At 65.5% G+C, this 17,565-nt stretch carries 11 protein-coding genes; 2 read left to right on the top strand and 9 right to left on the bottom strand.

Annotated elements, in window-relative coordinates; all coding sequences use genetic code 11:
* Positions 1-118 precede the first annotated feature (118 nt).
* From TY25_RS41820 to rpsF, 9 genes are all read right to left on the bottom strand, one after another.
* Positions 119-2,740 (bottom strand): TniQ family protein, encoded by a 2,622-nt coding sequence (locus TY25_RS41820; protein ID WP_081869030.1) that lies wholly within the window; start codon positions 2,738-2,740, stop codon positions 119-121.
* Positions 2,737-3,819, bottom strand: a complete 1,083-nt coding sequence (locus tag TY25_RS22850; protein WP_226887124.1) for an ATP-binding protein — start codon at positions 3,817-3,819, stop codon at positions 2,737-2,739. Before TY25_RS22850 ends, TY25_RS41820 begins: the two co-directional genes overlap by 4 nt.
* Before the next feature lie 32 nt (positions 3,820-3,851).
* Entirely contained in the window at positions 3,852-6,020 is a 2,169-nt protein-coding gene (locus TY25_RS22845; protein WP_042259078.1) for a TnsB C-terminal domain-containing protein, read from the bottom strand.
* A complete protein-coding gene (locus tag TY25_RS22840) occupies positions 6,017-6,754 on the bottom strand; it encodes a TnsA-like heteromeric transposase endonuclease subunit (protein ID WP_226887125.1) in 738 nt (245 codons plus the stop codon). The genes TY25_RS22845 and TY25_RS22840 overlap by 4 nt, the downstream gene beginning before the upstream one ends.
* 170 nt (positions 6,755-6,924) lie before the next feature.
* Positions 6,925-9,549, bottom strand: a complete 2,625-nt coding sequence (dnaB, locus tag TY25_RS22835) for a replicative DNA helicase (protein ID WP_042259076.1) — start codon at positions 9,547-9,549, stop codon at positions 6,925-6,927.
* Between the two features lie 644 nt (positions 9,550-10,193).
* Complete coding sequence (gene rplI, locus TY25_RS22830) at positions 10,194-10,646, bottom strand: 50S ribosomal protein L9 (protein ID WP_042259075.1); 453 nt, start codon at positions 10,644-10,646, stop codon at positions 10,194-10,196.
* A 17-nt stretch (positions 10,647-10,663) separates the two neighbouring features.
* Positions 10,664-10,915 carry a 30S ribosomal protein S18 gene (rpsR, locus tag TY25_RS22825; RefSeq protein ID WP_014989074.1) on the bottom strand — a complete coding sequence of 84 codons (252 nt, stop codon included), beginning with the start codon at positions 10,913-10,915 and terminating at the stop codon, positions 10,664-10,666.
* A 57-nt stretch (positions 10,916-10,972) separates the two neighbouring features.
* Positions 10,973-11,518 carry a single-stranded DNA-binding protein gene (locus TY25_RS22820; protein ID WP_014989073.1) on the bottom strand — a complete coding sequence of 182 codons (546 nt, stop codon included), beginning with the start codon at positions 11,516-11,518 and terminating at the stop codon, positions 10,973-10,975.
* A gap of 89 nt (positions 11,519-11,607) precedes the next feature.
* Positions 11,608-11,895 carry a 30S ribosomal protein S6 gene (rpsF, locus tag TY25_RS22815; RefSeq protein ID WP_014989072.1) on the bottom strand — a complete coding sequence of 96 codons (288 nt, stop codon included), beginning with the start codon at positions 11,893-11,895 and terminating at the stop codon, positions 11,608-11,610.
* A gap of 170 nt (positions 11,896-12,065) precedes the next feature.
* Here rpsF and TY25_RS22810 point away from each other — a divergent pair, with 170 nt between their 5' ends.
* Both TY25_RS22810 and TY25_RS40695 read left to right on the top strand, forming a co-directional pair.
* On the top strand, positions 12,066-13,463 hold the full coding sequence (locus TY25_RS22810) for a glycosyltransferase family 87 protein (protein ID WP_042259194.1): 1,398 nt from the start codon (positions 12,066-12,068) through the stop codon (positions 13,461-13,463).
* Positions 13,464-13,681: 218 nt separating this feature from the next.
* Complete coding sequence (locus TY25_RS40695; protein WP_052383125.1) at positions 13,682-17,560, top strand: AfsR/SARP family transcriptional regulator; 3,879 nt, start codon at positions 13,682-13,684, stop codon at positions 17,558-17,560.
* Positions 17,561-17,565 lie beyond the last annotated feature (5 nt).

Here is a 17,565-nt window from a genome sequence, read left to right as displayed (position 1 = left end):
TTGTTGCAGAGGCAGGATTTCAACGCTGGCGGTCGCGCCGCGACCGCCAGCGGGTTCACCGCAGTGCACACCTACACAGGCGAAGCTGGGATGAGATCGTTTTCGGCGCCACGGCCGCTCATCGGTGATCGCGGGCAGCGACCTCGATAGCCGCCAGCACTTCGTCTCCGAGCGATGTAGTCGTCATCGGCCGATTGCGTTCGGCGCGATTGAGCAGAGGCCCACCGAGGTCTTGTTCGAGTCGATTGATCTGGTTAATGAGGGTGAATGGGTTGATTCCGAGGGTTTGGCCAGCCACCGTGAGTGTGGGGTAGTCGACGGCGGCGGCGAAACGGCGTAGCCGTTCCCAGCCGCCGATTCCTGCCAGAGCTGGCTGCAGGTTGATCGGCGCTGCGGCTGCCTCCCGGCTCGCCCGGAGGCTCGCGGAGTGGCTGGGGCCTCCCCGCGGTCGAGTCGGGATGTTGTGGTGTTTGGCCCAGCGAGCCATGTTGGCGATGCTCATGCCGGTCTCATCGGCAAGTTCGGGCAGTGTCCTTCGCTGGTTGACATATTGGTCGTAGAGCCAGTCACGGTCGATTTGGATCTTCGCGAACTGCCGAGGCTCGCGCAGCGGGATCTGATAGTCGCGGGCAAGACCTGCGAGGACCTGGCGGCTTACGCCGACGCGAGCAGCGATGTCTCGCAAGCTGATTCGCTGACGTTGATAGAGGTCGGCGAATTGCTCCGGTGTGAGTGCGAGTCTGGCGGCCAACGAGGCCCGCCCTCGGGCCCGTGCCTCGTCAGCTGTCGCAGGTTGCTGTGCAGGCGCAGGATTGGTTTCCAAAAGATATCGGACAGTATCGAGCGTGGTTCCAATAGCGGCGGCAGCCTTGCCCAGTGAGAGATCTTCCTGACGGATCAGCTGATGCAGACGGGTGATGTCGACCGCGTCGGGATCAGGTCCGGGCAGACGTAGCCCGTTGAGGACACTGGTTGAGGGGTGCCAGATGACGGGTTCGCGGCGGATGCGTGGGTGTGCAAGGAATTCCGCGGCATGTTCATGCAGTGCTGCCCTCAACTCGGGTGTGAGAGTTCGAGCGAAGTCGGCAGTCTTGGTGCGAAAAGCGTTGGTACTCGGTGCGGATGGTGCGGTATCTGCCGGTAGTCCGCTGAGTTGGCCGAACAGAAAGCAGCGCGCGATCAGGGCTCGTGCTGCGGTCGGTCCGGGTGTGCCGGTATCGCGGCAGGCGGCCGCCCAGATGTGGTCGGGTAGCAGGTCTGTGTAGTCGATCTTCCGACGCCGCTGGTAGTCGATCGGGACTTCTATGTCGGCGAGATGATCAGATATCCGTGTGAGTGCCGCGCGAATATCAATCCACTCGGCATGGTTCGCCAATAGTTGCAGTACGCGCGACAGGGTGGGCCCGTCAATCTGGCCACCAAAGTACTCCGCTGCCTCTGGCAGCCGTAGACGGGTGCCGACAAGCAGAATCGCTGCCGACAGACACGACTGAAGGGTTCGTCGGTGGCACTGAGGTATCGCGAATCGCAGCGACCACGCCGGCCACAGTGTGGCCGGTATCCTGTGGACGAGCCGATCGACACGTGCGGACCTTTTGGGCGGGCGCTGGGGCATCGCTGCGCCTGTGCGGTAGCGCAATTGATCGCTGAGATCCAACAGCGGGGCGAGGGCCGCCAACTGTACTGCGGTCAGGGTGGGGCTCGTGCGACTGCCCCATCCGATGTTCGTCGCGCTGACGGCAAGGCCGCTGTCGCGAGCACTGGTGACAAGCCAGCGCATCGCCTGTCCAGCTGCGGCGATGTCAGGGGTCGAGAGAATTGTCATGGCCGCAGTCACACCAGTCGCGGCTATTGCGGCTTGGGCTGGTGCGGCGAGCCCAGGACGGCTCTCTGGATATGACGGCCCTGATCGGACAATGGATTTCGCGGCAGCATCCTGATGAGCGGCGAGTAGATCCTGTGGGACTACACGCGCAAGCTGGTCATCGGTTGCGTAGCCGAGTATGCGCCCCGCCACAGCACGGATGTCGGCCAGCACGGATACACGTGGGTGTGGGGCGATACCGTAGACCCCGAATGCTGCTGTGCGGGAGTCGATGACGGCGTTGACGATTCGTTGTGCTTCCAGAACGGGGTGGTTCTCACGGAACCGAGTGACTGCCGTGGTGGTCAAGTCGGCACCACAGCGGGCCGCCCCTCTGCCTAGCGCGTCGCTGGCAGGATTTGCGCAACGACCCGGCCGCGGGATCTGATCACCCGGGTGGGGACGGCGACGGGGAACTCCACCGCATTCAGGGCAGGCATCAGCAAGCAGGCAGCGGTGGTCCAAACAAGCAAATGACCAGCCCAGACGCCATGTGAGTTGCCATCGGCCGCCACTAAAGCCGAGGCAGTCCGGGCAGTATCGGGAGCCCCGTCCACGACCCCAAGGGAATGCGCGGTGGACGGCGCGATTCGCGGTATCGAGTCGCAGTGCGGCACCGTCGAATTTCGCGAGGGTCATGGCGTCGAGCACATCGGAATCAATGCCTGTCGCTGTGCGGATCCCCGTCGTTTCATCAGGATCGAGCTGTATGACCCATCCCGATCGTTGCGAGGTGTCCGGCCGCGCGAGACCGATCGCGATCAGAAGGTCGGCCAGCGTGGTGTCGAATCGAGATGCGAGGGCCTCTAGCCAGGAATCGAGCGCTTCGCCGGGTATCGGTGCAATGTGGATCGGCAGCGTGCGGATCTCGATCATCTGTCGGTGGCGACTCGGGTGGTGAGCCGACCGGAGCTGAATGCCATGTCGAGTTCTTTACGGGCCTGCTCCGACGCATTGTCGTTCTTCACCCGATCCATCAGCACACGATCGAGACGTTCGACGCCGCTGCGTATAGCGCGTTGGCAGCCTCGGTTGATCAAGGTCATCAGCGAGCCAATATGCCCAGTGGAGCGGGCAAAAAGATAGTCGGACAGGTCATCAGCGAGCATGCCGGGATGCTTGTCCGCAAGCACGATTCGCTTTTCGATGGCCAGCAGCATTCGGCGCCATTCGCGTCGGCCTTCGGTGGTGTCGATGGTGAACGCCCGGGTGTCCAGTTTCGTTGTGCGGCGCCCTGTCTGGGCGAGTACTGCGTCGTCGTAGGACGACCCTTCGGAGAAGAGCCCACGAGCCGCGAGGCCGACTCCGACGAAGATCAACGTAACCGGGAACTCATTGGCGATGTATTTGAAGTGGTTGCTGATCTCCACTCCAGAGGAGTTTCGCCACCGGAGAAAGTGCAGGTCGTCGACGATCAGGATGCGCGTCTCGCAGGCCAGGACACAATCCATCGCGCGATCTGCGAATTGAGCTGCGGTGCCACGAGAGTCACCTGGGTGGGCGAAGAATGACAACATCGCCCGGTTGAAGTCACGCATTCCAGTGTTTCCAGTCAGCCCCACCCGGCAGACTGGCCAACGCTCGTGTCCGGCAAGGGTTTTCGATCCTGCGCCTCTGATTTCGCGTCGGTGGTACTCCCTCGCGAATGCCAGTACCGACGTGGTTTTGCCGAGTCCGGGAAAGGCATCGATCGCGACGGCACCCTTGGCCTTGTCGCCGTGCTGGAGGTTGCTGTCGACGATGTCCCACAGGTCTTCGTGCAGCTCCGCCAGCTGCGGCGTCTTGATCGGTCCGAGGTTGGCGTGCCATATCCGGCGCTGTCGGTTGTAGTCCTCGAACGCGTCTTCCCCTAGTGCCTTCATTGCGCGGCGGGTCAAGGGTTCCGGCGGGACTCGGTCCGGGGTATCGACGAAGCTGCGCCAGCCCTCTTTCCGTGCCAGCGTGAGGTTGTCCAACTGGGCTTCAGTTGGGGTCTCATCAGATGTAGTCACACGTCGTCCAGTGCATCGGCGTAGAAATCGTTGTCGTTGAAATCGTCGGACCCCTCGTCGCCGTCGTCCTCAATGTCGTCATCTCCGCCCTCAGGATCCAGTTCCACCACCTCCGGTTCAGCCTCCTCGAGATCGACGGTTTCTGCGTTGAGACCAATGACTTTCGCCACCGACGGCAGGGCTATCACTTCGGTCTCAGGCAGCGCGGCGTCGATCATGGCGGCATCTCGGGACAATCGCAGTGCCATTCGACGTTCGACAACCGACGACCCGAGCCCGAGATTCCACCGTTGCAGCAGGTCCGCGACAGCCAAGCGATCGTCAGGGAAGGTATATTTCGCCGCCGCTAGGTGCCGGGCGAACTTCAGCGCGTCTTCGCTGAAGGGCATCTCCGATACCGGGGCGTGCTCCCAGCGCAGTACGTGCCATTTGCGGGTTTCGAGATCGCGGAAGTAGGCGCGTGTAATGTCGTCGGGGTCGTAGTGGATCGGCCAGGCGCCCTTGTGTTTCCCCCCATACGGGCTGGTGGTGTTGCGGTACGGGTCCAATGCAGAACCGTTGTAGCGGCGCCCACCGAACTCGACACCGTAGTGCTGAATGGTGCGCCACACGACTTTCAGGAAGTCATAGGCCAAGTCGGGGTCACGCGGCGCTTCGATGTAGCCGGCACGCGCCAGACCGTGCTCGAACATTGCTGCGGGCGACATCCTCAAACCTGGGACGCGTGGGTCGATCAATCCGTCGTGCGGACGATGATGGTAGACCACGGCAATCCATTCACGGATGATCTCCTCCAACTCGTCGAGGTAGAAGAACGCCTCCGATTCAGGGGCCAACCCGCGGGAATGAATGTCTGGGCCCTTGTAGCCCGGCAAGGCTTGGAGTAAGTCCTCTCGAATCGTTCGGAAGAACCGCTCGACCGGGCCTTTGTCACGGCCTGTTCGGAGCCGCGCAGGCTGGATCGAAATACCCATCTGCTGGCACACACTGGTCAGATGCTCAGAGATGTAGATCTTGCCGTGATCGATCACGATCGTTTCAGGCACGATCGCGGGGTTTGCCGCGCTCTTTATCGGACCGTCTACAGCTTCTATATCGACGAGCAGCGACCGGGGTATGCCGTGCTCAGGCCATGCTGCGTGCTTCGGCCAGTCTTTGCCGGCAGGTCGGGGTCGGAACGACTGATACAAGGTCGCGGCCGCATCCACCGATTTCGTTGATACTGGTGTGATTCGGATGCCGACTATGCAGCGCGTGTACCAGTCCATAGCGACTGTTAGCTCGGCTTGCAACCACCGCAACGTCACTGGATCTAACGCGAAAACGTCTAGCCGCGTCGTGTCCATCAACAAGTACTCGCCTGGTCGCGTAGGTCGGAGTCGTCCGTAAACGCCGCCAGGCCTCCCAGCTATGTCGCGATTCCGCTTCGCGCTCAACCGGAACACCGGGCTTCTACGTTCCAACTCTTCCAGCACGCGAAACGCTGTCGCTCGCGAAGGCTGCTCAACTATGCCGGGTCCGAAACGTCCGATCACCCGTGCGTTTGTCCGTTCGATTACCATCGTCCGCGATGGTTTCGACTGATTGGCATGTTCCGCCATTACTTCCGACGCCGTGTCTATCCATCGCTGGTCAACGGAGGTCCGAACAGCTTTGCGACCAGCATTCACTTGCGGAATCAGTCCAGCTTCACCGTCGGCTCGGTAAACCGACACCCATTGCTGGATTGTCCGGGCAGTCACTCCCAATTGAGCGGCTTTCGCCTTGTATCTACTGGTCAGAGACGATTGGGGATCGAACTCGGGCCTCGGTTCGCCGGGTGCCCCCAACTCGGCCGATCCTGACTGGAAGCCCGTCAAAACCTCACGAACGTGCGCGGCCCGGTCCGCAACGCTCGCGCGATCGACCTCCGATAGCATCGATAGCCGTACTGCCGCAGCGTCTTCTGACCCGTTGATCGTTGCGACAGGGCTGTCGGGCAGAAGGTGGGCAAGACCTGAATCAAGTAGCTCGCGAACCGAGACACGAACGATCGCTTGCGTGCGGTCCAGTCGTATCGTCACCATCGGTTGCGCTGCGACCGTGGCCATTTCAACGATCTCTCCTGCTTCTCCGTCATAGATGAAACGAGTGCCGACCCCGATCCGAACACCGATGCCCGTCATGTTCCTTCTCTCCTGACTAGAACCATCTGAGAGTTGAGTGGCTGGGTGACATCTACGCCGAAGTGCTGGACCCACATCAAGTGCAGAATTGCCGAACGCACCAGCGGCGCAGGCCAACTGGTCACCATCGAGCACGCTTCTCTGAACGGAACGTTGTCAACAATGCCGTTCCGCAACTCGGCCAGCAGCGCTGGCGCAAACAGCCACGGGCGTCGGTAACCAGCCAGAAATCGGACGTTCTCCACCATGACGGGAGCGGCTTCGTTGGCCACCTCGTAACGCCATCCCACAGACTCGACCAGCTCTCGCGTCCATGCGAATGTCGACTGAACGGCTGGCCGCGCCATTCGCGCACGAGGCTTTACGTCGACCACGACTGGGCCGTCGTCGGTGAGCAGCAGATAGTCGGGAATGTGCTTCCGTAACTTCCGGTCCACTGTTGCCCTTAGCAGAAACGGCTGAGCCACAATGTGTTTCACCGAGCGATCGAAATCTGCGATTAGCAGGCGCGACAGCTCGAGGCGCGACTCATAGATGACGTGGCTGGCTTCCGTCGCTGACCAGTAGGTACCCGAGTAGTGCTTCTGGCCGTGGCGCCACCGGAATGTTCGCCATGGTGCCGCACCGGCGAGAAGGTCAGCGGTAACCCTGGACCACAGATGCTCATCTATCTGATCTTTGTGCGGCCGACGCACAGCCATCATGGCGGAATTCCGCGCCACGGTCCCGCTCATCAACTGCCCTCGTCATCCGGCTGTGTGCTTCGCGAGAGCTTGTCACGTGCACCGTTGGCGTGTGGGTGGTTTCGTCGGATGTTGTTGTCTCACACCGGCTTCATATATGAAGTAGCGACGAAGTTGATCGTGAGATTATGAAGCGCGGCGTGAGACCCTACAGAGGCCCGCTAACCGCGGGCCATGTCCACGAAGCGGCTGAGGTGCAGTTGGTGGGCGACGGTGATGGTGGCGGTGGGGCCGTTTCGGTGTTTGCCGAGGATGAGGTCGGCTTCGCCGCCGCGCGGATCATCGCGCTCGAAGGCGTCTGGGCGGTGCAGCAGGATAACCATGTCGGCGTCCTGTTCCAGCGAGCCGGACTCGCGAAGGTCGGACACCATGGGGCGTTTGTCGGTGCGCTGTTCGGGGCCGCGGTTCAGCTGACTGATCGCGACCACGGGGACTTCGAGTTCCTTGGCGAGCAGCTTCAGGTTTCGCGAGAAGTCCGAGACTTCCTGCTGGCGGGATTCGACCTTTTTACCGGAGGTCATCAGCTGGAGGTAGTCCACCACCACTAGTTTCAGGTCGTGGCGTTGTTTGAGCCGTCGCGCCTTGGCCCGGATTTCCATCATGGTCAGGTTCGGTGAATCGTCGACGAACAGCGGCGCTTCGCTGATCTCGCTCATCCGCCGCGCGAGTTTGGTCCAGTCGTCGTCACTCATCCGCCCCGCGCGCATATCCCCGAGTTTGATCTTCGCCTCCGCCGACAGCAGACGCATCACGATCTCGGTCCGGCTCATCTCCAGCGAAAAAATAACGCTCGGCAACCCATGCTTGATCGAGCAACTCCGCATGAAATCCATGCCGAGCGTGGAATTGTGCGTCGGCACCATCGATCGGCCTGCCAGATACAGATGCTCGGCATTGTCGACCTCGACGCAGCGCACCGGCACGCTCTCGATCCGGCGGACATCCACGATGTATCGCGAGCCCGACCGTGCGGTGTTGCGCGCGGCCCGCCGCTCCTTGTGCAACAACGCTTTCCGATACAGGCCGAAGACTTCGTCGTCGGTGGCGAACGTCATCGTGTACGCGACCGACGAGCTCTCGGACCGGCCCCGAACCCGCTTCGTGGAGACGTGGCAGCGGTAGCCGAGGCTGACCACCAGTTCCTGCACGTCGCGGAACAGCCGCTCGCTGGTCACCGCGAACTGCACCGAGCCGCCGTGGGTGACGGTGCCGTCGGTGTCGAGCAGTCCGGCGAGGAGCGCACGCCGCTGCTGTTCGGATGCCCGCAGGTAGGCGACGGGGATGTGTTTGTCGCCGAGGACACCGATGGTGCGCAGTCGAGCCTGCACACTGCCGATCGCGTTGCGGCACGTCTGGCACAACCGCAGCCCGATCGACGGACCACCGCAGTGTGTGCAGGTGGGTGTGGGCACCGGAGCGGAGTGGAGCCGCGCCTTGCCGCCGCAAGACCGACCACAGGTGCGGACTTCGCTGGTGAACGGGACGAACTCGGCGCGGCACACCACGCACGCACGGGACGCGATCGGCTCGTCGGCGGGCAATTGCAGGCAGTAGCGCAAGCGCGCGGTAGCCGATGGAACGGCGACCAGACCTTCCGCTTCGATGCGCGCAACGATTTCGGGGTCCGCGGTGGTCAGCTGCGCGGTGGCCGAGGTGCCGTCGCCGAGCCAGGCACCGAGGGTGTAAGGCGGCACCAGGAGGTCGCGGGCGGGCAACTGCAGCGGTCGAGCGTTGGTCACCGAGTGGTTGATCCGGCGGTCGGCGGTGCTGCAGCGCAACGTCCGCGCAATCTCGCCGGTGGTACGGATCGCGGCGAAGGTGCGCTGGTTGTAGTTGCCGGAAGCAGCTTCGCGAGCCGACCTACGGGAAGCTCGCGTCTCGGTGAGCCACTGATGTTCCTCATCCGCGACGAGGACTGTCCCGTCGGAGAATTCGACCTCGTAGCAAGGGCGGTCGGTGAGGATCTCGGTGGCGGCTACCACTCGGGTGGGGCGGCCTGCGGCGCCGAGGAGTTCGTCGCCGACGCGGACCTCGCCCATGGTGGTCCAGCCGGTGGGGGTGGGGAGCGGGGTGTCGAGCGCGAGGGCTTTGCCCACGCCCGGGCGGGCGGCGACGATGATCATTTGGCCGGGGTGCAGGCCGTTGGTGAGTTCGTCCAGTTCGGTGAAGCCGGTGGGGACGCCGAGGGAGATGCCGCCGCGGCTGGCGATGGAGTCGATTTCGTCCATCGTGGGCTGCAGGAGTTCCTCGAGCGGGAGGAAGTCTTCGGTGGTGCGGCGTTCGGTGACCTCGTAGACCTCGGCTTGGGCGCGGTCGACGACCTCGGCGATGTCCTGGCCGTCGGCGCCGGCGTAGCCGTACTGGACGATGCGGGTGCCGGCTTCGACGAGGCGGCGCAGGATGGCCTTCTCGGCGACGATCTCGGCGTAGAAGCTGGCGTTGGCGGCGGTGGGCACGGTCTGGGTGAGCGTGACCAGGTAGGGCGGGCCGCCGATGCGTTTGAGTTCGCCGCGGCGGTCCAGGCCGGCCGCGACGGTCACGGGGTCGGCGGGTTCACCGCGCCCGTACAGGTCGAGGATGGTGTCGTAGACGGCCTGATGCGCGGGACGGTAGAAGTCGCCGGGGCGCATGACCTCGATGACGTCGGCGATGGCGTCCTTGCTCAGCAGCATGCCGCCGAGCACGGACTGTTCGGCCGCCATGTCGTGCGGTGGTTGCCTGCCGAAATCCTCGCCGGGGGGTTCGGGCGGGAAGTCCGCGTGTCCGCGGTCGTCGACGACTGCCATCCGGCTCGACCGTCCTTTCTCCACCTGGGCTCACCATATTGATGATTCGGTCCACTGTCCGGCTCCCACGCGGAGGTGGCAGCGCAGCGGGCCGGCGTCGGCGAATGCCGCCGCGGGTGCCAGCTACCGTCTTGACATCCACTGATTCCGGACATGGGGGACCGTTTGTACGGGCTGTAGCGACGAACCTAGGCGTCCAACAAGCGGCCATCAAACCAGAATGTGCACACAGCTGTGGATAAGTTGGGGACTGTTCACCCAACGGTGTGCACCCCCTGTGGACAACTTGGGGAAAACCCAGGTCATCGCGGGGGAAGCCGCAGATAGACCAGGATTTGCCAGCGTATCCACGTGTGGATGAACAAAGTCGCGGCGTGTCGGGGAAGTTGAACGGCCGGGCGTGTTGAGGTAACGGCCAGGGTGGCCGATATGAGCTGAATCACATTGCCACCGGTCGGTTTCTCCGGTCATCCACAGGGGAGCCGCTCGGCACCGCGATGACCAGCGATGATCGGCCAAGAATGTTCCGTCTGGCAGGACCGTGAGTGTAGCTAATAACTAGCTACCGACAAAAGTGGCCGACGTCGCACAACGAAGACCACCCCCGCGCCGAACGCGGGAGTGGTCTCCGGGACGTGCTCGAATCAGCTGGCAGCGACCTGCAGGTCGAACTTGGCCACCACATCGGGGTGCAGGTGCACCACGACGACATGCTTGCCGACCGTCTTGATGTGCGACTTCGGCAGCTCGATGCTGCGCTTGTCGACCACGGGGCCACCGGCCGACTTGATGGCCGCGGCGACGTCGGACTGGGTCACCGAGCCGAACAGCTTGCCGGTGCCGGCCGTCTTCACCGACAGCGAGACCGACTCCAGGCCCTCGATGGCCTGCTTCAGCTCGTTGGCGTGATCGAGGTCGCGCACCCGGCGGGCATCCTGCGCCCGGCGAATGCCCGCGACCTGCTTCTCGGCGCCACGGCTGGCCACGATGGCCAGGCCGCGGGGCAGCAGGAAATTGCGGCCGTAGCCGTCCTTGACCTCCACGGTGTCGCCGGGCGCACCGAGGTTGTCCACGTCTGCAGTCAGAATCAACTTCATTTGCGTGCCTCCCTTACTCAGCGAGCCGTCGACACGTAAGGCAGCAGAGCGACCTCACGCGAGTTCTTGACGGCAACCGCGATATCACGCTGGTGCTGCACGCAGTTGCCGGTGACGCGGCGGGCGCGGATCTTGCCGCGATCGCTGACGTACTTACGCAGCAGCGCCGTGTCCTTGTAGTCGATGTTGACGATTCCGGACTTGGCTTCTTTGCAGAACGCGCAAGCCTTCTTCTTGAGCACCTTTTCGCGCGCGGGCGCTTTAGGCATGGTCTTTACTCCGTTATCAGTGATGGTCCACGCGGGGTGGACCTATGAAAGCCGTTGTCAGAACGGCGGTTCGTCATCCATGCGGCCGCCCCCGAAGGAGCCTGCCGCGGGCGCACTGCCCCAAGGGTCGTCCTCGGCACCGCCGGAACGCCCACCGCCACCACCTGAGTTGGCCGGCGCGAAGTTGCCTCCGCCGCCGGAACCACTGCCGCCGCCGAAGCCGCCGCCCCCGCCGCCGCGGCTGGTCTTGTTGACCTTCGCGGTGGCGTAGCGCAGCGAGGGACCGACCTCGTCGACCTCGAGCTCGACGACCGTGCGCTTCTCACCCTCGCGGGTTTCGTAGGAGCGCTGCTTGAGCCGGCCGCTCACGATGACTCGGGAACCGCGGGTCAGGCTTTCGGCGACATTTTCGGCAGCTTCGCGCCAGATGTTGCAGCGCAGGAACAGCGCCTCGCCGTCTTTCCATTCGTTCGAATTACGGTCGAACACACGGGGTGTCGACGCGACGGTGAAGTTCGCCACCGCCGCTCCCGCGGGCGTGAATCGAAGCTCGGGGTCGGCCGTCAAGTTTCCGATGACGGTGATGACCGTGTCGCCTGCCATGTGGTTCCTCCTGCTCGGGTACGCAGTCCGCGTCTCGCTGTTGCGCTAGAGCCTAGAGACAGGCCCCGACGCAATCGAGGGTTGCGGGCCTACTTGTCGTGGCGCAGAACCTTGGTGCGCAGCACCGACTCGTTCAGGCCGAGCTGGCGGTCGAGTTCGCTCACGGTCGCGGGCTCCGCGGTCAGATCGACCACCGCGTAGATGCCTTCGGCCTGCTTGGCGATCTCGTAGGCGAGCCGGCGACGGCCCCAGATATCGACCTTGTCGACCTTGCCGCCCTCGGTACGAACCACGTTGAGCATCGTCTCGAGAGACGGACCAACGGTGCGCTCGTCCAGACTGGGATCGAGGATAACCATCACTTCGTAATGACGCACGGACCAATCACCTCCTGTGGACTAGGAAACGGCCACGGGCTCTCCGTGGCAGGAGGGTCGTTGCGTCAGCAACCCGACAAGGCTACATGAACAGCCCTTTCCCACTGAAATCGATCTCGTCGGCGAGGGAACGCGGGCACAGCGGTATCGATCCACTTAGGGTGGTGCTCATGCCGACCGGACTCGCCGTCAGCGACCTGATCGCGCGCCGGGTGCGCCGGCGCGCGGTGCTGGCGGCGTTCGTGCTCGTGCTGTGCGGGCTCACGCTGGCGCTCGCGTACGCGAACAAGGCGCGGTGCGCGGGCGCGCCGTTCCAGGCGGACGGCCGCAGCGCGGTCTTCGAGATCCGCAAGGATGCCGAGGTCTGTTATTCGGACATCCAGTTCCTCTGGCTCGGCCGCGATATCAACGAGCACGTCTTTCCCTATATCAACGGCGGTATCACCGACGACGGTGCGCTGGTCGGCGGCGCGGTGGAATATCCGGTGCTCAGCGGCACGGTGATCTGGCTCGGCGCGATCGGCGCGCACAACGACGCCGACTTCCTGCGGCATTCGGCGCTGCTGCTCGCACCGTTCGCGTTGCTGACCGCGTGGATGCTGGCCCGGCTCGCCGGGCGGGCGGCGCTGCTGTGGGCGGCGGGACCGCCGCTGGTGCTCTATGCCTTCCACAACTGGGAACTGCCGGTGGTCTGCACCGCGGTGGCGGCCGTCTACGTGATGGCGACGCTGACCCGATATTCGTTGCGCACCAGGGGAATTCTGGCCGCGATCCTGCTCGGGCTCGGCTTCTGTTTCAAGCTCTATCCGGGGATCTTCGTGCTGCCTCTGATGGCGTATGTGCTGACCGGCGGCGTCGAACGCGTCCGCGACGAGCCGTCGGACCGGACGCGCGGTCTGGACGTGCGCGGCGCGCTGCTGACCGCCGCCGCGGCCGTCGCCACCGTGGTCCTGGTGAACCTGCCGTTCGCCGTCGCCGGCTACGAGGGCTGGCGGGCGTCGATCACCTTCCAGCAGTTGCGGCAGGCCGACATCACCACGAATTCCATCTGGTACTGGGGACTTCGGCCCTTGTTCGAGCACGACACCGCCAGTGAGGCGGTGTTCCAGGAGGTCGTGTCGTTCGCGTCGCCGACCCTGGTGCTCGCCGCGTTCGCGCTGGCGATGTGGCTGGGCTGGAAGCGGTATCTCGGGACGGGCGTGTTCCCGTGGGTCGCGGTGAGCGGCGCGATGCTGTGCGCGTTCCTGCTGTTCCACAAGGTGCATTCGCCGCAGTACACGCTGTGGCTGGTGCCGTTCCTGGTGCTGCTAGAGGTGCCGTGGTCGCTGATCGGGGCGTACCTGGTGGCCGACGCGGCCGTTGGCGTCGGCGTGTTCCGATACTTCTACGCGCTGGGTTCGGGTCGTCCCTACGAGACGATGGAGAAGGTCGTCCAGTTCGGGGTGTGGGGCCGGGCCGTATTGCTCGTTGCGCTGTTCTTCCTGTTCCTGCGTGCGGTGCCCCGGGGTTTGCGTCCGGTTCAGCCGCCGGTGCCGCGGTTCGCGCCGGGTGAGTTGATCCCGGCCTGAGTGTTCGGGCGCAGTGTGCACTGCGAAGTGCGTCACCTGCCGGTTCGAGGCACCACCCGGCGGTGATCGTCCGGTGGTTGCCTGTGGGTTGCCGAATATCCAGCTCAGGTGGCGCGGGCCCGGTCTGAGCTGGTCGCGGACCGGTCCCACGGGCGCTGCGCACCCGCGAAATCGCCGCCAAGTGAAACAGTGCTGGTCCGCTTACTCTGGTCGGGTTGGTGGCGGAGCAGGACGGTGAAGTACGGATGGACCAGGTGGACACGGGCGCGCACCCGCCATCCGTCGTTCAGTTGACGCTGCTCAACGGAGTCGAAGCGCACCGCGGGGACCAAGTCCTGGCGCTGGGCCCGCCGCAGCGTCGGGCGGTGCTGAGTGTGCTCGCTTTCCGGCGTCGGCAATGGGTTTCGGCGGACAGCCTGCTCGCGGCGCTGTACGACGGCGTGCCCCCGGCCAGCGGCGTCGGCGTGATCCAGACCTATGTGTCCGCGCTGCGCCGCGTGCTCGAGCCCGATCGCCCGCCGCGCACCCCGCCGACCGTGCTGCTCTCCGGCCACGGCGGCTACCAGCTGCGGATCGATGACGAACAGGTCGACCTCGGTGTCTTCGACAAACTGGTCGGGGAGGCGAACCGGGCGCGCGAAGCGGGCGACCTGGTTCGCGCCGAAGATCGCTACACGCGCGCACTCGCGCTCTACGCCGGTGAGCCGCTGACCGGCCTGCCCGGCCCCTTCGCGCAGCGGCAGCGGGCGGCGCTCGCCGAGCGGTGGCTCGCCGTGGTGGAGGACAGCCTGGATATCGCTGTGGCACTGGGCCGTTCCGACGAGGTGATCGATCGGCTGCGCGTGTTGACGGCCGAACACCCGTTGCGCGAACGCCCGCGCGCCGTGCTGATGCGGGCACTGTACGCGCGTGGCAGCCAATCCGAAGCGCTGGATGTCTACCGGGAAACCCGCAACCTGCTGGTGGATCAACTCGGCGTCGAACCGGGGCCGGAGCTGCGCCGGCTGCATGAGCAAATCCTCTCCGGCAGAGGAACATCCGAACTCTCTCGGCCGCCCGCGACGGCCGCGGCCAACTCGCCGCGCCCCGGCACGACGGAGCGCCTCGGCATCGTCTCCACCCTGTGGCCGGAACCCACGGCACCGCCTGCCTCGCCGCCGGTGCATTCGGCCGGATCCCCAACTGTGGATTCGGCTGAGCGGGCAGCGAAGCCACCACGTTCAGCATCCGGAACCGAGCCCACCGGAGCGGAAACAGACACGGCCCCCGCCCGCGTTGATTCGGCCCACCTGACCGCAGATTGGGCGCGCCGACCGCTGGCTGCTCCGAAACCGTCAGGGCTGCCGGCGAATTCGTCCGCCACGTCGAGGAGGACGCCAGAGCAGCCCGCACACCGGCCTGCCGCGGCGATGGCGCCGACCACGGCTTCGGCGTATTCCGCCGTGGACTCGGCGGATACGAGTACGGACAACGTGCACCTGCTCGCGGGCTCGGCGCACCCGGTTGCGAGTGCATCGCATTCCGGTGGCGTGCCGGTGTATCCCACTGAGGGGTGGGCGCATTCGCCCGCTGATTCGGTCGACCCGACCGTCGGCGCGACGTACCCGACGCCGGGTGGCACGCAGCGTGGGCGGGCGGGGATCGATCCGGCGGCACCCGTGGTGTTCGAGCGGGCGTGGGAGCTGGCGCAGATCGGGGCGTGGGTCGAGCGGGCGGCGGCGGGTAGTGGTGGGCTGCTGGTGATCTCGGGGTTGCCCGGGTTCGGGAAGTCGCAGCTGCTCGATGAGGTGGCGCGACGGTCGGCCGGGGTGCGGCGGATCGATGTGACGCCGCCGTGGGACGTCGCGCCGCCGTTGGGGCTGATCGCCGAGCTGGCGGCGACCGCGCTCGAGCCCGCCGAGACCGATGCTCATGCGGCAGAAGTGTTGTGCGCCAGTCTGCTCGAAGCTTCCGGTGGCGCCGCACCGCTGGTCGTCGTGGTGGACGGCGCAGACCTGATGGACGAGCGATCCGCGCGCGTGCTGGCCGCGGCGGCACCCCGGTTGCGCCGCATGCCGGTGCTGCTGATTCTCGCGCTGGACGAACGTGCTTGGGAGCCGGCGGTTCTCGCACTGCACGGACGACTGGAGCCGCCCGCCGTCGCGATTCTGCGACTGAGTGGGCTGAGTGTCCCCGCGATCGAAGGCCTGTACGAACAGCGCACCGGCATGCTCTGCCCGCCGGGGTTGGCCGCCGAGATCCAGCGGGCGACGGCGGGCATCCCGCTGCTGGCGGGTGCGCTGATCGCGGATCTGCTGACCATGCGCGATCCCGGCCGGATCCCGGAGTTCCTGCCCGAAGGTTGTTATTCGCGGTCGATCAGCCGGCTGCTCGGCCGTTACGCGCCGCGCGGTGTGGTCATGCTGCGCGCGCTCGCCGTATTACAGGAGGTCGGGCCGAGTCTCGAGATCCTCGCCGCCGCGTGCGCCGAGCCGGTGAGCGAGGTGCGGCATCGCTGCGAATTGCTCGCCGCCACCGGCATTCTGGCGGCGGTGTCGCCGCCGGTGTTCCAGCATCCGTTGATCGGCAACACGATTCGCTGGCTGTGCCGCCGCGAGGATGCCGACCGGTTCCGGATCGCCGCGGCCGAACAGGCGCGCAGCGCCGGGTATTCGGCCCGGCAGGTGGCCGCCATCCTGCACGATCTGGTCGGCGCGAGGTATGCCCGCTGGACCGTGGTGCTGCTCGACGCCGCGGAGGAATGCCTGCGTCAGGGGCTGATTCCGGATGCGGTACGGCAATTGGCGGCCGCGTTGCGGATCACCCTGCCCGCCGACCGCGACGACATTCTGGTGCGCCTGGGCCAGTTGGAGCTGTGGACCAATCCGGCGGCGGCGCGCGCACACCTGGAGGAGGCGCTGCACAGTCAGCGTGCGCGCGGCGTCGCGCCGACCGCGCTCATCCCGCTGACCTGGACCATGTCGACCCGCTGGCAGGCTGCGGCTGCGATGACATTGCTCGGTACGGTGCTCGCCGAGACCGAACAGCGAGATCCGCCGGCGGCACAGGATATTCGCGCCGCCTCCTGGGCGGTCGCCGGGTTGACCGCCGCGAGCTGGCGTGGCTTCGTCGCGGAGCTGCGCGCGGCCGGAGCGACCGATCAGATCAGCACCGCCGTGCTCACCTGGGACGACGCCTTCGGTGTCCGGTATTCCGCGCGCGAAACGCTCGCCCGGTTCCACGCCACGGCGGATCCGGCTCGGGGCTGGGCGGCGTTGCCGCAGCAACTGGTGGGGTTGCTCGCGCACCTGTCGATGTGGTCGGGCGATCTGGCGCTGGCGAAGCAGCTCAGCGCGCAACCACGGGAACACCATTTCGGCACCATCGATGTCTATCGTCTGGTCCTGCACTCGGAAGTATTGCTGCGCTGCGGTGAGTACCGCCCGGCGCTGCGCGTGCTCGCGCCGGCCGTCGGGGTGCTCGACGACGAATCCATCCGGCCGCCACTGGCATTGGTCGCGCAGTACGCGCACGCGCTGCTGGGTCTCGGGCGGCTCGACGAGGCGCAACGTCGGCTCGACAGTGTCGCCGCGCAGGCGAATCCGGAGACCTGGGAGTGGACCGTCGTCCTCCATGTCAAGGGCATGCTCTGTGCGGCACAAGGAGATTCGCGCCAGGCGGTGGCGCACTACCTGGATTGCGGCCGCCGAGTCGGTGCGGTGGGCATCAGCAATCCGGCGCATATTCCGTGGCGCAGTTCGGCTGCGCTGGAGCTGGTAGGGCTCGGCGAGCAGGCCCGGGCCGCGGAACTCGCGGCCGCGGAATACGCACTCGCGCAACGGTGGAACACTCCCGGGACGCTGGGCCGGGCGCTGCGCGCGCTGGCCGCGGCGGCGCCGGGTGGCGTCGACGCGGCCCTGCTGAGCCGGGCGGTCGAGCAGTTGCGCCGCTACGACTCACCGGTCGAGTTGGTCCCGGCGCTGCTCGAACTCGCCGCGGCCCGGCCCGAAGCCGCTACCGAACTGCGCCGGGAAGCTCGCAACCTGGCTGAAAGAATGGGCGCGACAAGGTATCTCGCCCTGATCGACGCCCATGAACCCCCGTCGGCCGTCGACTGACCGGG

The sequence above is a fragment of the Nocardia brasiliensis NBRC 14402 genome (genome assembly GCF_000308475.2).
In the GTDB taxonomy this organism is placed as follows: domain Bacteria; phylum Actinomycetota; class Actinomycetes; order Mycobacteriales; family Mycobacteriaceae; genus Nocardia; species Nocardia brasiliensis.
The sequence above is the reverse complement of the archived record's forward strand: the minus strand, read 5'-3'. Positions and strand labels throughout refer to the sequence as shown.